Below are 14,089 nucleotides of genomic sequence, written 5' to 3' on the forward strand. Positions count from 1 at the left end.
ACCACCGCCCCCACCGGATGAAAAGGATCAGGATCGTGGACTTCTCCCTCACGGAGGACCAGCAGAGCATCCGCGACGCGGTTCTCGAGTACTGCACCCGGTTCCCCGACCAGTACTGGCTCGAACGCGACGACGACGGCGTCTTCCCGCACGACTTCCACAAGGCGATGGCCGAGGCGGGCTGGCTCGGCGTCGCCATGCCGGAGGACGTCGGCGGGGAGGGCCTCGGCATCACCGAGGCGGCCGTCATGATGCAGGCCGTCGCCGAGTCGGGCGGCGGGATGGCGGCCGCCTCCAGCATCCACGGCCCGGTCTTCAGCATGCAGCCCGTGGCCCTCTTCGGCACCGCCGAGCAGCGGCGGCGCATGATCCCGCCGGTGCTCGGCGGCGACAGCATGATCTGCTTCGCGGTGACCGAGCCGAACACCGGCCTCGACACCACGAAGCTCCGGACCCGCGCCGAGCGCCGGGACGGCGGCTACCTGGTCAACGGGGAGAAGATCTGGATCTCCGTCGCCCAGGAGGCGGACAAGATGATGCTGCTCGCCCGCACCACGCCCCTGGAGGAGGTGAAGCGCAAGACCGAGGGGTTGTCGCTGTTCTTCACCGACCTCGACCGCTCCCGGATCGAGATCCGCAAGATCCGGAAGATGGGCAGGCACGCCGTCGACTCCAACCTGCTCTTCATCTCCGACCTGTGGATCCCCGAGGAGGACCGCATCGGGGACGAGGGGGAGGGCTTCAAGATCATCCTTCACGGCCTGAACCCCGAGCGCATCCTGCTCGCCGCCGAGGCGGTCGGGCTGGGCCGCGCGGCGCTCAGGCACGCCGCCCGCTACGCCAGGGAGCGCGTCGTCTTCGACCGGCCCATCGGAATGAACCAGGGCATCCAGCACCCGCTGGCCAAGTGCTGGGCGCAACTGGAGGCCGCCAACCTGATGGTCATGAAGGCCGCCACGATGTTCGACCAGGGCCTGGAGTGCGGCGTCGAGGCGAACGCCGGGAAGTACCTGGCGGCCGAGGCCGGGTTCGAGGCGTGCCACACCGCGATGCTGACCCTGGGCGGCATGGGCTACGCGCAGGAGTACCACGTCGAGCGCTACCTGCGGGAGATCCTCATCCCGCGCACCGCGCCGGTGAGCCCCCACATGATCCTGAACTTCCTCGCCGAGAAGGTCCTCGGCCTGCCCAAGTCCTACTGAGACCGGAGAGACGATGATCGGCACCGGAGAGATCCTCAGCGCGCGTTCCTGGCTGTTCGCCCCGGGCGACAGCGAAAGGAAGATGGAGAAGGCCGCGGCCGGCGCGGCGGACATCGCGATCTTCGACCTGGAGGACGCGGTGGCCGAAGAGGGCAAGCCCCGGGCCCGGACGATGGTCTCGGACTTCCTCCGCTCCCGGCCCGAGGACGCCCGGGCGCGGTTGTGGGTGAGGATCAACCCCCTGGACGGCCCCCACGCGCTGGCCGACCTCGCGGCGGTGGTCCCCGCCCGGCCCGGAGGCGTCATGCTCCCCAAGGCTCGCAGCCGCCAGGACGTGGAGGTGCTGGACCACTATCTCTCGGCACTGGAGGTCTCCGCAGGCGTCGAGCAGGGCACGACGAAGGTCATCGTCCTCGTGACGGAGACGGCCGAGGGCATGTTCACCACCGGCACCTACAAGGGCGCTCCGAGGCTGGCCGCGATGACGTGGGGCGCCGAGGACCTCGCCGACGCTGTGGGCGCCAGCGAGAACCGCGACGCCGATGGAAGCTACGGGTTCACCTACGAGCTGGCCAGGAGCCTGTGCCTGCTGGGGGCGTCCGCCGCCGGTGTGGCGGCCGTCGACACCATCCAGGGTGACTTCCGCGACCTGAAGGGGCTGCGCGACCGGGCCGAGAAGGTACGCCGTGACGGCTTCCGCGGCATGCTCGCCATCCACCCCGCCCAGGTCGACGTCATCAATGAGGCCTTCACCCCCACCGAGGAGGAGCTGGCCGCCGCCCAGGAGATCGTCGACCTGTTCGCCGCCCATCCCGGCGCCGGCACGATCGCCCACCGGGGAGCCATGCTCGACCGCCCCCACCTCGCCCGGGCGCGGGCGCTGCTGGCGTCGGGAGGACGCGCGTGAAGACCGTCTCCGACGCGCGGAACCTGGACCTCGGCCTGTTTCTGCGTCCCGGCGACCGCATCGTCCTCGGCCAGGCCTGCGGTGAACCGACCACGCTCGTCGAAGCGCTGATCGAGCAGGGCCCCGGCATCGGAGGGCTCTCGGTCTTCATCGCGACCAGCTTCTCCGGCCTCCTCGGCCCGGAGACGGCGGGCTCCTTCTCCACCTCCAGCATGGGGGCGATCGGCGCGCTGCGCACGCTGGCGAAGGCGCACCGGCTCAGCGTGATCCCCTGCCACGTCAGCCAGGTCGGCCCGATGATCGAGGCCGGGATTCTCGGCTGCGACGCCGCCCTCGTCCAGGTCAGCCCGGCGGACGAGGACGGGAACCACAGCTTCGGCCTCATCAGCGACTACGTGCGGGCCGCCGTCGCGAAGGCGCGCGTCGTCATCGCGGAGGTGAACGACCAGGTCCCCTACACTCACGGCGAACTGCTGCCCGCCGCCGAGATCGACTGCGCCGTGCACATCTCACGGCCCCCGGTCGAGGTGCCGCCGGCGAGGATCGGCGAGACAGACCAGGCCATCGCGGAGTACGCCGCCGCCTACATCGAGGACGGCTCGGTCCTGCAGACCGGCGTCGGCGCGGTGCCGGACGCCATCCTCCGGCTGCTGCACGACCGCAGGGACCTCGGCGTGCACTCCGGCATGCTCGGCGACGGCCTGGTGGAACTCGTCGAGGCGGGCGTCGTCACCAACGCGCGCAAGAACATCGACAGGGGGATCTCGATCAACGGCGCCCTGATCGGCACCAGGCGCCTCTACGAGTTCGCCGACCGCAATCCGCAGGTCCGCATGTGCGCCACTTCCTACACCCACGACCCGGCCGTGCTCGCGCGGCTGGACAGGCTGGTGACCGTCAACTCGGCGATGGAGGTCGACCTGACCGGCCAGGTGAACGCCGAGCAGAGCGGCCCGTCCTACCTCGGCGGCACCGGCGGCCAGGTGGACTTCGTCCGTGCCGGCGCGCGCTCGCGGGGAGGCCACGCCATCATCGCCCTGCCCGCCACCGCCAAGGGCGGCACCATCAGCAGGATCACCGCGAGCCTGTCGGGCCCGGTCACCACCGCGCGCAGCGACGTGGACGTCATCGTCACCGAGTTCGGCGCCGCCGAACTCAAGGGCCGGACCCTCGCCGAACGCAGCCGCCGCCTGATCGCCGTCGCCCACCCCGACTTCCGGGAGGACCTGGAGCGGGAAGCCCACACCATCCAGCGGCGGGGGTTTTGAGGACGTCCACGTCGTCTTGACCACCCCGACCGTCCCCGACTTTCCGGAGTACCGATCTTCGCCACCCGCTGGACGCGGGACATGGCGTCGAAAAGGTCGGACAGCGGGCTTTGCGCGACGTGGCACATCGGTGACACTTGTTGGCTGTGACGGACCCTGATGGACGACCGGGTGCTCGCCCGGCGCGGTTTCTCCCAGCTGCGCTCGGGGACGGGCGAGGCCGGGACGCGACCTTGGCCGGGACAAGGTCTGGTGCCGCATGGCGATCCTGATTCGCGGAACCATCCTGTACCGCGTGAGGGATCTCGTCGCTGATCTCGGCGGGGACGGTGAGGCCGTGCTCCGGCGGTACGGCATCGATCCGGTCGCGACCGATGATTTCGCGCGCTACGTCTCCTATGTCGACGCTGCGGCGGTTCTGGGGCATGCCGCTCGTCAGCTCGACTGTCCCGAGTTCGGCTTGCGCCTCGGTCTGTTGCAGGGCGTGGAATCCCTGGGGCCGTTGGGCGTCAGCCTGCGCAATGCCGAGACGGTCGGTGCCGCGGTCGGCAACGTGTGCCGTTTCCTCGGCAACATCGCACCGGCTGACACCGCGGAGCTCATCGAAGCCCAGGGTCCGGCGATCTACTCGTACTCCACGATGCTGCACGATGAGTTCGACCGTCGGCAGATGGTCGAGAAGAATCTGACGCTGGCGCTGCTGGCTTTCCGGCTCGTGGCCGGCGAGGACTTCACGCCGATCAAGGTCACGTTTCAGCACGAGCGGTCGGCGCCGCGGGATCGATACCGTGACGTCTTCGGCTGCCAGGTCGCGTTCGGTCAGGAGCACAACGGCATTCACTTCCCGAAGGCCTACCTCGGGCGCGGCGTCCGTGCTCGCGACCAGGCGGCGCTCGAGCTCGCCGAGGAGTACCTCGGCCGTCTGCGCCCGAGTGTCGCGTTGGCCGAGCATGTACGTGAGGTCACGCGGCGGTTGCTTCTGGGGCACGAGGTGGGGCTGAGGCAGGTGGCGCAGGCGCTGTCCGTCCATGAGCGGACCCTCCAACGCGAGCTGGCGGCTTCTGGGACGACCTTCGAGAGGATCCTCGACGAGGTGCGAAAGGCGATGGCCTGGGAGCTCGCCGCGACCGGCGTGCAGGCCGCTCAGATCGCCAGAGCACTGGGGTACGCCGAGCAGAGCGGCTTCACGCGGGCGTGTCGCCGCTGGTTCGGTGAATCGCCCCGGACGCTCATCCGGCAGCGCGCAGGCGAGCCCCCGGAGCAACCGGTGGGACACGTCCGTCCTGCCGGCTGAATCGGCGCCCAAGCCAGTGGAAAGCGACTTCCGGGAATGGCCCACGCGCCACATGGTGTCGCGCAAAGGTAAGTATTTGTCGCCTAAGGGTAAGTCTGTGGCGGCGCTGCGCTGTGATGATCGTTGACGAGGTCGCACGGAATCACTCGCAGGGAGCTGACATGAACACCGACCCCGCATCCGGCGCCGATGAGGTGACGCGTTTCGCCGTCGCGACCGACGGGGTGAAGCTCGCCGTCCAGGAGCGGGGCGACGTCGCCCGGCAGACGGTCGTCCTCGTCCACGGGTTTCCCGACAACCGGTCCGTGTGGGCGCCGGTGGCCGAGCGGCTCGCCCGGGACTTCCACGTCGTCACCTACGACGTCCGTGGGACGGGCGATTCGGGTGCGCCGCGGAAACGCCGGGGGTACCGGATGGCGCAGCTCAGCGAGGATCTGGCGACGGTGATCGGACTGACGAGCCCGAACGCGCCGGTGCACCTCATGGCCCACGACTGGGGCTCGATCCAGACCTGGCACTCGGTGACGTCCCCGGCGTTCGCGGATCGAGTCCTGTCGTTCACCTCCGTCTCGGGACCGAGCCTGGACATGGCCGGTGTGTGGCTCAGGAAGGGGAGACGGTATCCGTCCGACTTCCTGCGGCAATGCGCCGACTCCTGGTACATCTTCGCCTTTCAGGTGCCGTTCCTTCCGGAGTTCCTCGTCCGGCGAGGCGTGGTCGACGCGCTCGTGGCGCGCTCCGAGCGCATCGGCGCCCCGGCGACGCGGCACATGCCCGCCGGGCGTCGACCACGCCGAGACCTGATCAACGGAATCAACCTCTATCGCGCGAACATCGGCTCCTTGATGTTCCCCAGGCCCCGGCGGGCGGTGTGCCCAGTGCAGATTCTCGCGCCGCTGGACGACGCGCACGTCACGGTGCCTCTCGCCCTCGGGGCACCACGGCCGTACGTCGACGACTTGCGGGTCGAGACGATCCCGGGCAACCACTGGGTCGTCGAGCAGGACCCGGCCCTGATCGCGGGTCGTTTCACGCAGTTCATCACCACCTCATGAAGCACGAGAACGGAGATCGCACGATGGCCACCGGTCACCTTCGCTCGAAGGAACCGAGCAAAGTCGCGCTCCACGCGCGCAACGTCAAGTTCGAATGGAGTGGTCTGCCGTTCGAATGGATCCCCGGCGAGCGGTTCGCCTCCCACTACATCAACGTCGTCCACCTCCTGCTCCCTGAGGGCGAGCGCTGGTTCGTGAAGGTCTTCAGCGAGATCCTGCCGCTCATCCACGACGATCAGCTGCACGAGGACGTCGTCGGCTTCATCGGCCAGGAAGGCGTCCACGCGGCCTCGCACCAGGGCGTCCAGGATTACTTCGCGGCCAACGGCCTCGACGTCAGGCCGTTCGTGTCCGAACTCGAGGCCACGTTCCGCAAGATCCTCGGAGACCGCGGTCTGGAGGGGCGCGCCAAGGAAGAGTGGTTGATCGAGCGTGTCGCCACGATCGCCGGCATCGAGCACTTGACGGCGGTGTTCGGGCACTGGGCCCTCAACTCCCCGAAGCTCGACCGGCTGGGGTCGAACGAGACGATGCTGGACCTGCTGCGCTGGCACGGCGCCGAAGAAGTCGAGCATCGCTGCGTCGCCTACGACGTTTTCACGCATGTCGACGGCCGCTACTGGCGCCGCGTCCGCACCTACGCCGTGGGAGCGACGCTCCTCTTCACGCTGTGGTGGCGCGGCACGAAGTACATGATGGCGAACGACCCGAGCATCACGATCAGCAGGCGTCCGCGGGCCGGTATGCTGCGGCTCCTTTCGGCGGAGGCGCGCCACCTGGTCCCCGGGCTGTTCACGCTGGGCTGGGCTTCGTGGAAGTACCTCCTTCCCAACTACCACCCGTCCAAAGAAGGGTCGACGTCCCAGGCGGTGGCCTTCCTCGCGAAGTCGCCCGCCGCCATGCGGGCCGACGCGCTCGCCGAGGCCGGATCCGCTGTGGAAAGCGCCAGATCGTGAACCGCTCGACCTCGTTCCCCGGTGAGGCCGAGGCGTCCAGCCGCCCTGCCCGCTTCAAACCCGGCACCGACATTCCCAGTGCGTTCGTCTACCGCTTCTTCGAGACGGTGGTCGACCGCTGGTGGATCAAGGCCGCGGACCGGGCCGCGCGCGACCGCGTCCCCGTGGCGCCTGTCGAGCGAGACCTGCGGGTCAGGGTCGAGCGCGTCGAACAGCTGACCGATGACGTCCGCGCACTGTCGTTCGTGCGGACCGACGGCGCCCCGCTGTCCGCGTGGGACCCGGGAGCGCACGTCGACCTGCTCCTCCCGAGCGGTCGCATGCGTCAGTACAGCCTCAACGGCGATCCCGACGACCTGGGCTCCTACCGCATCGCCGTACGCCGCATCGACGAGGGCCAGGGCGGTGGCGGGGGATCGGTCGAAGTCCACTCGCTTCAGGCCGGCCGGGAACTGACGCTCAAGGGGCCGCGCAACGCGTTCCCGTTCATCGCCTCGCCCAGCGGATACGTCTTCGTGGCCGGAGGAATCGGGATCACGCCGATCCTGCCGATGCTGCGCGACGCGGTGCGTCGTCGCGATCCGTACGTCCTCGTCTACACGGGCAGGACTCGCGAGTCGATGCCGTTCCTCGACGAGCTGCGATCGCTCACCGGCGGTCACGAGGTCCATGTGTGGCCGGACGACGAGCACGGCGTTCCGGACGCCGCGTCCATCATCGATCTCGCGCCACGGGGAGCGGCGCTCTACGCCTGCGGCCCGGCACCGATGATCGACGCGATCCGTGCCGCGATCCCGGATCCGCGGATCGACACGCTGCACTATGAGCGCTTCAGCCCGCCGCCGGTCGTCGGCGGCAAGCCGTTCACCGTTCGGCTGGCCAACAGGGACACCGAGGTCCGGGTGGAGTCGGACGAGTCCGCGCTGAGCGCCGTGCGGCGCGTCCTCCCAGGCCAGGCCTACTCGTGCCGGCAGGGATTCTGCGGTACCTGCAGGGTCCGGGTGCTCGCAGGCAGGGTCGAGCACCGCGATCACGTCCTGACCGAGTCAGAACGTGAGGAGCACATGATTCTGTGCGTCTCCCGCGCCGAGGGCACGGTCTCCGTCGAGGCATGATCGGATGCCGCGTTCGCGGTCAGTCTCGTGGAGGACGCCAGTCGGGGTTGAGGCGGACGCCCAGCTCCTCCAGCTCCACGCGGTGGCCGGAGTCGCTGCGCAGTTCGACGGTGACCGCCTCGCCGGTTTCGTGTTCGACATAGAGGAGCGGCGGGGTGTCGTCCTGGAAGTACTTGTCGCCCCATTGCATCAGGCCGAGAACGGCGGGGAGCAGGTCGCGGCCCATCTCGGTGATGCCGTACTCGTCACGGGTCCGGCCGCCCTCGTCGCGGTAGGGGCGCTTGGCGAGCAGGCCCGCCTCGGTGAGATGGCGCAGCTGCTGGGCGGCGATCCGTTCGGTGACGCCGATGCGGCGGGCGAAGGCGCTGAAGCGGGTGGTGCCGTAGTAGGCCTCGCGCAGGATCAGCAGAGCCGAGCGGGTGCCGACGATCTCGAGCGCCTTCACCAGCGAGCAGTGGTCCGGCTTCCAGGAGCCGAGATCGGCCAGCGGGCCTTCCATCACAGCGGACATGCCCCGACTCTACCGGCGATGACTTCACCCATGTATAGTCAGCGCTTCCTGACTATACAAAAGTATAGTCAGCCTGGAGGGGAGTGCCCGTGTCCTCGGAATCATCGGTGCCGACGAGGGAACGCGACCGGTCGGCCGCGATCGTGCTCGTGCTCTGCGCCGCGGCGTTCATGGCGATGCTCGACGTCTTCGTGGTCAACGTCGCCTTCACCGACCTCGCCGCGGACTTCTGCGGATCGTCGCTCGCCGATCTCAGCTGGGTGCTCAACGGCTACACCATCGTCTATGCCGCGCTGCTGATCCCGGCCGGACGCCTGGCCGACCGGCATGGCCGCAAGGCCGGATTCCTGGTCGGGCTCGCGGTGTTCACCCTGGCCAGCGCCGCCTGCGCCGCCGCGCCCTCGCTCTGGTGGCTGGTCGCGTTCCGGGTGCTCCAGGCCGCAGGAGCCGCGGCCCTCACCCCGACCAGCCTGGGACTGCTGCTCACCGCGCTGCCCGCCGAACGGCGCGCGGGGGCGGTGAAGGTCTGGGCGACCACGAGCTCCTTCGCCGGGGCGGTCGGTCCCGTGGTCGGCGGCGCGCTGGTCGGGCTGTCCTGGCGGTGGGTCTTCCTGATCAATCTGCCGGTCGGGATCGCGGCCTTCGTCTGGGCGCGGCGGCTGGTCCCCGACTCGCGGGACGCCTCCTCGCCGATGCCCGACCTGCTCGGCGCGGCGGTGCTCGCCCTCGCGATCGGCGGCGCCGCGCTCGGACTCGTGAAGGGCGGGGAGCGGGGCTGGGACGACGCCGCGACGCTGGGCGCCTTCGCCGTCGCGGCGGCCGGGACCGGCGTCTTCGTCCGGCGGAGCCTGCGGCATCCCGCTCCCGTCGTCGATCCCGCGCTGTTCCGGGTGCCGAGCTTCGTCTGGGCCAACACCACGGCACTGGTGTTCTGCACGGCGTTCGGCGCGTCCTTCCCCTGCGTCGTGCTGTGGCTCGAGAACGCGGGCGGGTTCAGCGCGATCGAGACCGGTCTGGCGATCGTGCCCGGACCTCTCATGGTCATGATCTTCGCGGCCGTCGGACAGCGGCCGGCGCGACGCGTCCCGACGGGCGTCCTGGTCGCCGCCGGGAACCTGCTGTTCTTCGCGGGCGCGGCGCTGCTGGCGCTCAGCACCTCCGCGGACGTGCGCTACGCGACGCAGATCCTGCCCGGCTGGATGATCATCGGCGTCGGGATCGGCCTGGCGCTGCCCAGCCTGCTCGCCGCGGCGACCACGGGGCTTCCTCCCGCACAGGCCGCGACCGGCAGCGCCGTGGTCAACACCAGCCGCCAGCTCGGCTATGTGCTGGGCGTCGCGATCCTCGTCGCGATTCTCGGCTCCCTCGACGCCGACGACGCGCACTCGGCCTTCCAGCACGGCTGGTGGTTCATCGCGGGGGCGGCCGCGCTCAGCGCCGTCACCGCCCTCGGCATCACCCCCCGGAAGGCCGGAGCATGAAGGAGTCCGATCTCGTGATCCGCCCCTACCGGGCAGACGACCTCGAAGGCGTCCGCGCCATGTCGGACCGGCTGTCGTCCGCCAGCCTCTACCAGCGCTTCTTCGTCGGCACGCCGCGGCTCCCCGACTCCTACCTGCGCTCGCTGTCCACCGTCGACCACCGCGGTCGAGTGGTGCTCCTCGCCGTGTCCGCGGCGGGCGTCCACGCGATCGCCGAGTACATCCGCGACGCCGCCGATCCGGCGACGTCCGAACTGGCCTTCCTCGTCACCGACCCATGGCAGCGGCGCGGCCTCTCCCGCCCCCTGCTCATGAGGCTCGCGACCATCGCGGCGTCGGCGGGCGTCACCCGGTTCAGGGCCGACGTCCTCCCGGAGAACAGCGCGGCCCGGGCCGCGATCCGGCGCTACCACCCCGGTTCCACGTTCACCCGCCTCCCCGACAGCCTCTACCGCTACGAGTTCCCTCCCCTTGACCATCGAGACCACGAAGACCCGCGCGGACGTGAGGCGGCACCGCAGGGTCGGACCCCAGGCCCTCGGCCATTCTGGCCAAAGACCACCGATCCCTTGACCTCAGGCCGCTGGTCTCGGGGAGGTCAGCTGTTCTTGAAGGGGTTGAAGGTGCGTCCTGCGAGGTAGCCCAGGCGGATGGGCAGGGGTTTCATGGCGGCGGCGGAGATCTTGTTGACGAGGCCGGGGATGCACACGGGTTTGCCGTTCTGGACGGCTTGCCAGCCTTCGGTCACGACGGCTTCGGGTTGCTGCCACAGGATGCGGGGGAGGCGGTTGGCTTTGTCGCGGGTGCCCATGACGTCGTGGAATTCGGTGTGGGTGAAGCCGGGGCACAGGGCGGTGACGTGGATGCCGTGCGGTTTGAGCTCCATGTCGAGGGCCTGGGAGGTGTTGAGAACGTAGGACTTGATGCCGGTGTAGAGGAGGCTCGCGGCGGGTGGTGCGAATGCGGCGACGGAGGACAGGTTGACGATGCGGCCCCAGCGGCGTTTCTTCATGCCGGGAATGACCAGATGGGCGAGTTCGGTCTGGGCGGTCACCATCAGCTGGATCTCCCCGGCCAGGGCGTCCCAGGGGGTGTCGGCGAACGCGGTCTTGCCCGACAGTCCGGCGTTGTTGATGAGGACGTCGATGTCCAAGCCCTGGGCGTTCGCGTAGTCCATGATCGCCTTGGGGGCGGCGGGGTCGGTGAGGTCGGCGGCGAACACCTCGTAGCGCCGCCCGCCGTGCCGCCGGGTCAGCTCCGCGGCCAGCTCCTGGAGGCGGTCGGTGCGGCGGGCGACCAGCAGGAGCTGGTAGCCGCGGGCGGCCAGGTGGCGGGCGAAGGTCGCGCCGATGCCTGCGGAGGCGCCGGTGATGAGCGCGGTGCGGGGGGTGGTGGTCATGTGGGGGTTCCTTCGGTCGGGTTGATGGTGAGGGGGCCGCTGCCGGGGAGCCGGGTGATGAGGTCGGCGCCGAACAGGGTCGCGGGTGTGTGCGCGCCGGGCCGGACGGCGGGGGCGGCGAGGAGCTCGGTGACGGCGGCGAGGGTGCCGTCGATGGTGAGGCGGTAGGGGTTGGCCGTGGTGATGCGGGCGGTGCGTCGGCCCAGAGGGATCGGGGTGATCCGGCCGTCGATGCGGGCGCGGCCTCCGGCGGCCATCCCGTCCAGGATCGTCTTGACCGTCCCCGGGGACAGCGCCAGCGGCAGGTCGAACCCGAGCCGCAGGTGGGTGGCCTCGGGCATGGCCTGGTGGAGGGCGGCGGCGAGGCAGTCGGTGGGGATGACGTCGAACCCGACTCCGGGACAGACCACGACACCGGCGGTGCGGGCCTGGGCGTCGATCTCGCGGGCGTAGGCGAAGACGTCCATCTCGCCGGTGATGTCGAGGTAGTGGGTGCGGGTGCGCACGCACGCGTCGATCATCGGGGCCGCCGTCACCGAGAACGGCCCGGCGCAGTGCAGCACCACGTCGATGTCGGACAGCTGCGCGTCGGCGTCGCGCAGGTCGAAGATCCGGTAGTCCAGGCCGAGGTCCTCGGCCAGCGGCTTGACGGCGGGAAGGTTCCGGCCGGCGAGGACCGGCGCCAGGCCCCTCTTGCGGGCCTCCCGGGCGATCAGCTCACCCGTATAGCCGTTGGCGCCGTGCAGCAGCCACCTCGTCACTGGACGGCTTCCTTTCGGCCGGGCAGTTCACGCGGGCCGGGGGTGAAGACGCGGCGTGCGGTGCCGATGTCACCGCGGTAGGCGCCGACGGGGCCGGTGAGCAGGAAGGGCAGCGGGATGCGGCGCTGGCGTGCGGTGAACCCCCACGTCCCGATGCCCAGGTAGACGCCGGGCGCGGCGCGGCGGACCTCGTCGACCATGTTGATCGCCCCGCACATCGAGCCGTAGGCGCGGTAGACCAGCGTGTAGGCGGGGCGGCCGTCATAGCGCGACGGCGCGATGAGCGTGTGCATCGCATAGCGCTGCCGGACGCGGCCGAACTGGCGGAAGGTGTTGTAGCCGCGCCCGGTCCGGCCGTCGACGGGCCGGAACGCCTTGCACAGCCAGGGCGCGAACGGGTTCGACACCGTCGCGCGCCCGGTCACCGAGGCGAACACGCCGGGCTGGGCCAGCAGCCGGGCGGTGTACTCCCCGTCCATCTCCTCGATCTCCGGGGCGGGCAGCGTGGCGAAGAACGCCAGCAGCTCGGTCGTGTTCCGCCCGAGCAGCTCGGCAGCCGCGGGGTCGGTCTCCATGGAGGGGTCCCACCTCACTTCTTGAATGGTCCTCAAGAAACTTAGCGTGTTCTTGAGGGGCGTTCAAGATAGGGTGTGGGGGTGCCCCGGAACCGACGTCCCCAGGATCGCGAGGAGAAACGCGAAGAGATCCTCGCCGCCGCCCAGCGGCTGTTCATCGACGACGGCTACGAGTCGGCGTCCATGGGCCAGATCGCCAAGAGCGCCGGCGTCACCGTCAACACGATCTACTGGTACTTCCGCGACAAGGACGACCTGCTCGTCGCCGTCCTGGACCGGCTGCTGGCCGAGGCCCTCGCCCAGTACGCGACCATCGCCGACCGGCCGCTCAACGACCGGCTCCTGTGGGCCGTCGACCAGCTCGAAAGGCTGCACGGCCTCGTCAACACCGTCCACACCCGCGCCCCGGCCTCACCCGCCGTCCACACCTGGCACACCGGCTTCCACGAACTCGCCGCCACCCTGGTCGTCGACGACCTCCGCAAAACAGGCGCCGCCGAAGCCGACCTACCCGCCATGACCGCGATCGGCACCTTCGTCATCGAGGGCCTCCTCACCCACCGGCACGACGACGCCGACAAACGAGCCGTGATCGACCTCCTCGTCCACAAGCTCACCACCGTGCCGACCCGAAGCTGACCGGAAGCCGTCCCGCCGCACCAAGCGGATCCGCATCGCGGCAGTGAACGGCGGCAACGCCTCAGCTCCCGGCGGGGGTGTGGGGAATCGTTCTTCGATTTACAACACCCTGCTCGAAGCCCTCTTCACGACCCGCCCACTCGGAGCGCACGTGTCGAGAAACATGTAGCCGGCCTCCTCGCTCACCAGGAACGCGCAGGCGGCACCGCCGAAATCAAGGGCCGCACCCTCGCCGAGCGCAGCCGCCGCCTGATCGCCGTCGTCCAGCCCGACTTCCGGAAAGATCTGGAGCGGGGGGCCCACACCATCCAGCGGCGGGGGTTCTAGAGCTTTTAACAGAGTGGGAGCGAGGTTCCGCGATACGGATTCTCATGTCGCGTCGGGCGAGAGAGCGAGTCGAAAGACGATCCGGTCGGCCGCCGGGCCGTTGTATCCGGGTACGGGACCCGCGACAGAGAATCCCATCGCGACGTGGAAGACGATGGAACCACGGTTCTGCGGCGAGGTGATCGCCTGGACTTCCGTCCGGTTCCCGGTCGCGGCGAGTTCGAAGAATCGCCGGTAGAGCCGACGTGCCACTCCAGTGCCGCGAATACGCGGTGCGACACCGGCGAAGTGGATGTAGCCCGTATCGGGCATCGAGGGCGACAGGAACCCGATGAGGAATCCCGCCAGTCCGTCACCGTCCTCGGCGACCAGGCTGGGGCGGTGAAAGTGGTCCAGGAACAGACGAGGAAGGACCGACCGAACCGGCCGTCCCCACCAGTGGTCCACCACGGCGATGATCTGATCGTAATCATCGGGCTCAGCAGCGCGCAGCCGCACTTCCCGGCTCACGATGATGCATCATTTCGGCGCCACTCCCCAGGGCCTACGGTCCATACTGCGGTAATCGGTTTGTTAGACCCTCTGAGGCCCTGGACGGG

At 69.6% G+C, this 14,089-nt stretch carries 15 protein-coding genes; 10 read left to right on the forward strand and 5 right to left on the reverse strand.

Annotation, left to right across the window (positions count from 1 at the left end):
• Positions 1–35 precede the first annotated feature (35 nt).
• The 7 genes from ABD327_RS28245 to ABD327_RS28275 all read left to right on the forward strand — a co-directional run bounded on the left by ABD327_RS28245 (position 36) and on the right by ABD327_RS28275 (position 7,797).
• Positions 36–1,202, forward strand: a complete 1,167-nt coding sequence (locus tag ABD327_RS28245; protein WP_344454635.1) for an acyl-CoA dehydrogenase family protein — start codon at positions 36–38, stop codon at positions 1,200–1,202.
• Positions 1,203–1,215: 13 nt separating this feature from the next.
• Entirely contained in the window at positions 1,216–2,109 is an 894-nt protein-coding gene (locus ABD327_RS28250; RefSeq protein WP_344454637.1) for an HpcH/HpaI aldolase/citrate lyase family protein, read from the forward strand.
• A complete protein-coding gene (locus tag ABD327_RS28255; protein ID WP_344454639.1) occupies positions 2,106–3,377 on the forward strand; it encodes an acetyl-CoA hydrolase/transferase family protein in 1,272 nt (423 codons plus the stop codon). The genes ABD327_RS28250 and ABD327_RS28255 overlap by 4 nt, the downstream gene beginning before the upstream one ends.
• 259 nt (positions 3,378–3,636) lie before the next feature.
• Positions 3,637–4,671, forward strand: a complete 1,035-nt coding sequence (locus ABD327_RS28260) for an AraC family transcriptional regulator (protein WP_344454641.1) — start codon at positions 3,637–3,639, stop codon at positions 4,669–4,671.
• Positions 4,672–4,832: 161 nt separating this feature from the next.
• Complete coding sequence (locus tag ABD327_RS28265) at positions 4,833–5,726, forward strand: alpha/beta fold hydrolase (protein ID WP_344454643.1); 894 nt, start codon at positions 4,833–4,835, stop codon at positions 5,724–5,726.
• Positions 5,723–6,682: a metal-dependent hydrolase gene (locus ABD327_RS28270; RefSeq protein WP_344454645.1), complete on the forward strand. Its 960-nt coding sequence runs from the start codon at positions 5,723–5,725 to the stop codon at positions 6,680–6,682. Before ABD327_RS28265 ends, ABD327_RS28270 begins: the two co-directional genes overlap by 4 nt.
• The gene (locus ABD327_RS28275) at positions 6,679–7,797 is read left to right on the forward strand and encodes a PDR/VanB family oxidoreductase (protein WP_344454647.1); all 1,119 of its coding nucleotides are present in this window, start codon (positions 6,679–6,681) and stop codon (positions 7,795–7,797) included. The genes ABD327_RS28270 and ABD327_RS28275 overlap by 4 nt, the downstream gene beginning before the upstream one ends.
• A gap of 19 nt (positions 7,798–7,816) precedes the next feature.
• Here ABD327_RS28275 and ABD327_RS28280 read toward each other — a convergent pair whose 3' ends face one another.
• Positions 7,817–8,308: a winged helix-turn-helix transcriptional regulator gene (locus ABD327_RS28280; protein ID WP_344454649.1), complete on the reverse strand. Its 492-nt coding sequence runs from the start codon at positions 8,306–8,308 to the stop codon at positions 7,817–7,819.
• Positions 8,309–8,397: 89 nt separating this feature from the next.
• Between ABD327_RS28280 and ABD327_RS28285 the strand changes: the two genes are divergently transcribed.
• A complete protein-coding gene (locus ABD327_RS28285; RefSeq protein ID WP_344454651.1) occupies positions 8,398–9,789 on the forward strand; it encodes a DHA2 family efflux MFS transporter permease subunit in 1,392 nt (463 codons plus the stop codon).
• Complete coding sequence (locus ABD327_RS28290) at positions 9,786–10,430, forward strand: GNAT family N-acetyltransferase (RefSeq protein WP_344454654.1); 645 nt, start codon at positions 9,786–9,788, stop codon at positions 10,428–10,430. The genes ABD327_RS28285 and ABD327_RS28290 overlap by 4 nt, the downstream gene beginning before the upstream one ends.
• On the opposite strand, the gene ABD327_RS28295 is transcribed toward ABD327_RS28290, so the two are convergent.
• From ABD327_RS28295 to ABD327_RS28305, 3 genes are read right to left on the reverse strand one after another with little or no spacing between them, the layout of a single operon-like run.
• The gene (locus ABD327_RS28295; RefSeq protein ID WP_344454656.1) at positions 10,388–11,188 is read right to left on the reverse strand and encodes an SDR family NAD(P)-dependent oxidoreductase; all 801 of its coding nucleotides are present in this window, start codon (positions 11,186–11,188) and stop codon (positions 10,388–10,390) included. The genes ABD327_RS28290 and ABD327_RS28295 overlap by 43 nt on opposite strands.
• Positions 11,185–11,949, reverse strand: coding sequence for a saccharopine dehydrogenase family protein (locus ABD327_RS28300; protein ID WP_344454659.1), 765 nt, complete (start codon positions 11,947–11,949; stop codon positions 11,185–11,187). The genes ABD327_RS28295 and ABD327_RS28300 overlap by 4 nt, the downstream gene beginning before the upstream one ends.
• A complete protein-coding gene (locus tag ABD327_RS28305; protein ID WP_344454661.1) occupies positions 11,946–12,524 on the reverse strand; it encodes a hypothetical protein in 579 nt (192 codons plus the stop codon). Before ABD327_RS28305 ends, ABD327_RS28300 begins: the two co-directional genes overlap by 4 nt.
• An 81-nt stretch (positions 12,525–12,605) precedes the next feature.
• Here ABD327_RS28305 and ABD327_RS28310 point away from each other — a divergent pair, with 81 nt between their 5' ends.
• On the forward strand, positions 12,606–13,163 hold the full coding sequence (locus ABD327_RS28310; protein ID WP_344454664.1) for a TetR/AcrR family transcriptional regulator: 558 nt from the start codon (positions 12,606–12,608) through the stop codon (positions 13,161–13,163).
• Between the two features lie 369 nt (positions 13,164–13,532).
• Here the strand turns inward: ABD327_RS28310 and ABD327_RS28315 are convergent, their stop codons facing one another.
• Complete coding sequence (locus ABD327_RS28315; protein WP_344454666.1) at positions 13,533–14,000, reverse strand: GNAT family N-acetyltransferase; 468 nt, start codon at positions 13,998–14,000, stop codon at positions 13,533–13,535.
• Between the last annotated feature and the right edge of the window lie 89 nt (positions 14,001–14,089).

Source organism: Actinocorallia aurantiaca (assembly GCF_039533685.1).
GTDB classification, from domain to species: Bacteria; Actinomycetota; Actinomycetes; order Streptosporangiales; family Streptosporangiaceae; genus Actinocorallia; species Actinocorallia aurantiaca.

What these genes read in the sequence shown, in the direction of transcription:
- ABD327_RS28305 (WP_344454661.1), bottom strand. Translation starts at nt 12,524, where the DNA reads ATGGAGACCGACCCCGCGGCTGCCGAGCTGCTCGGGCGGAACACGACC.
- ABD327_RS28250 (WP_344454637.1), top strand. Translation starts at nt 1,216, where the DNA reads ATGATCGGCACCGGAGAGATCCTCAGCGCGCGTTCCTGGCTGTTCGCC.
- ABD327_RS28290 (WP_344454654.1), top strand. Translation starts at nt 9,786, where the DNA reads ATGAAGGAGTCCGATCTCGTGATCCGCCCCTACCGGGCAGACGACCTC.
- ABD327_RS28280 (WP_344454649.1), bottom strand. Translation starts at nt 8,308, where the DNA reads ATGTCCGCTGTGATGGAAGGCCCGCTGGCCGATCTCGGCTCCTGGAAG.
- ABD327_RS28265 (WP_344454643.1), top strand. Translation starts at nt 4,833, where the DNA reads ATGAACACCGACCCCGCATCCGGCGCCGATGAGGTGACGCGTTTCGCC.
- ABD327_RS28270 (WP_344454645.1), top strand. Translation starts at nt 5,723, where the DNA reads ATGAAGCACGAGAACGGAGATCGCACGATGGCCACCGGTCACCTTCGC.
- ABD327_RS28295 (WP_344454656.1), bottom strand. Translation starts at nt 11,188, where the DNA reads ATGACCACCACCCCCCGCACCGCGCTCATCACCGGCGCCTCCGCAGGC.
- ABD327_RS28260 (WP_344454641.1), top strand. Translation starts at nt 3,637, where the DNA reads ATGGCGATCCTGATTCGCGGAACCATCCTGTACCGCGTGAGGGATCTC.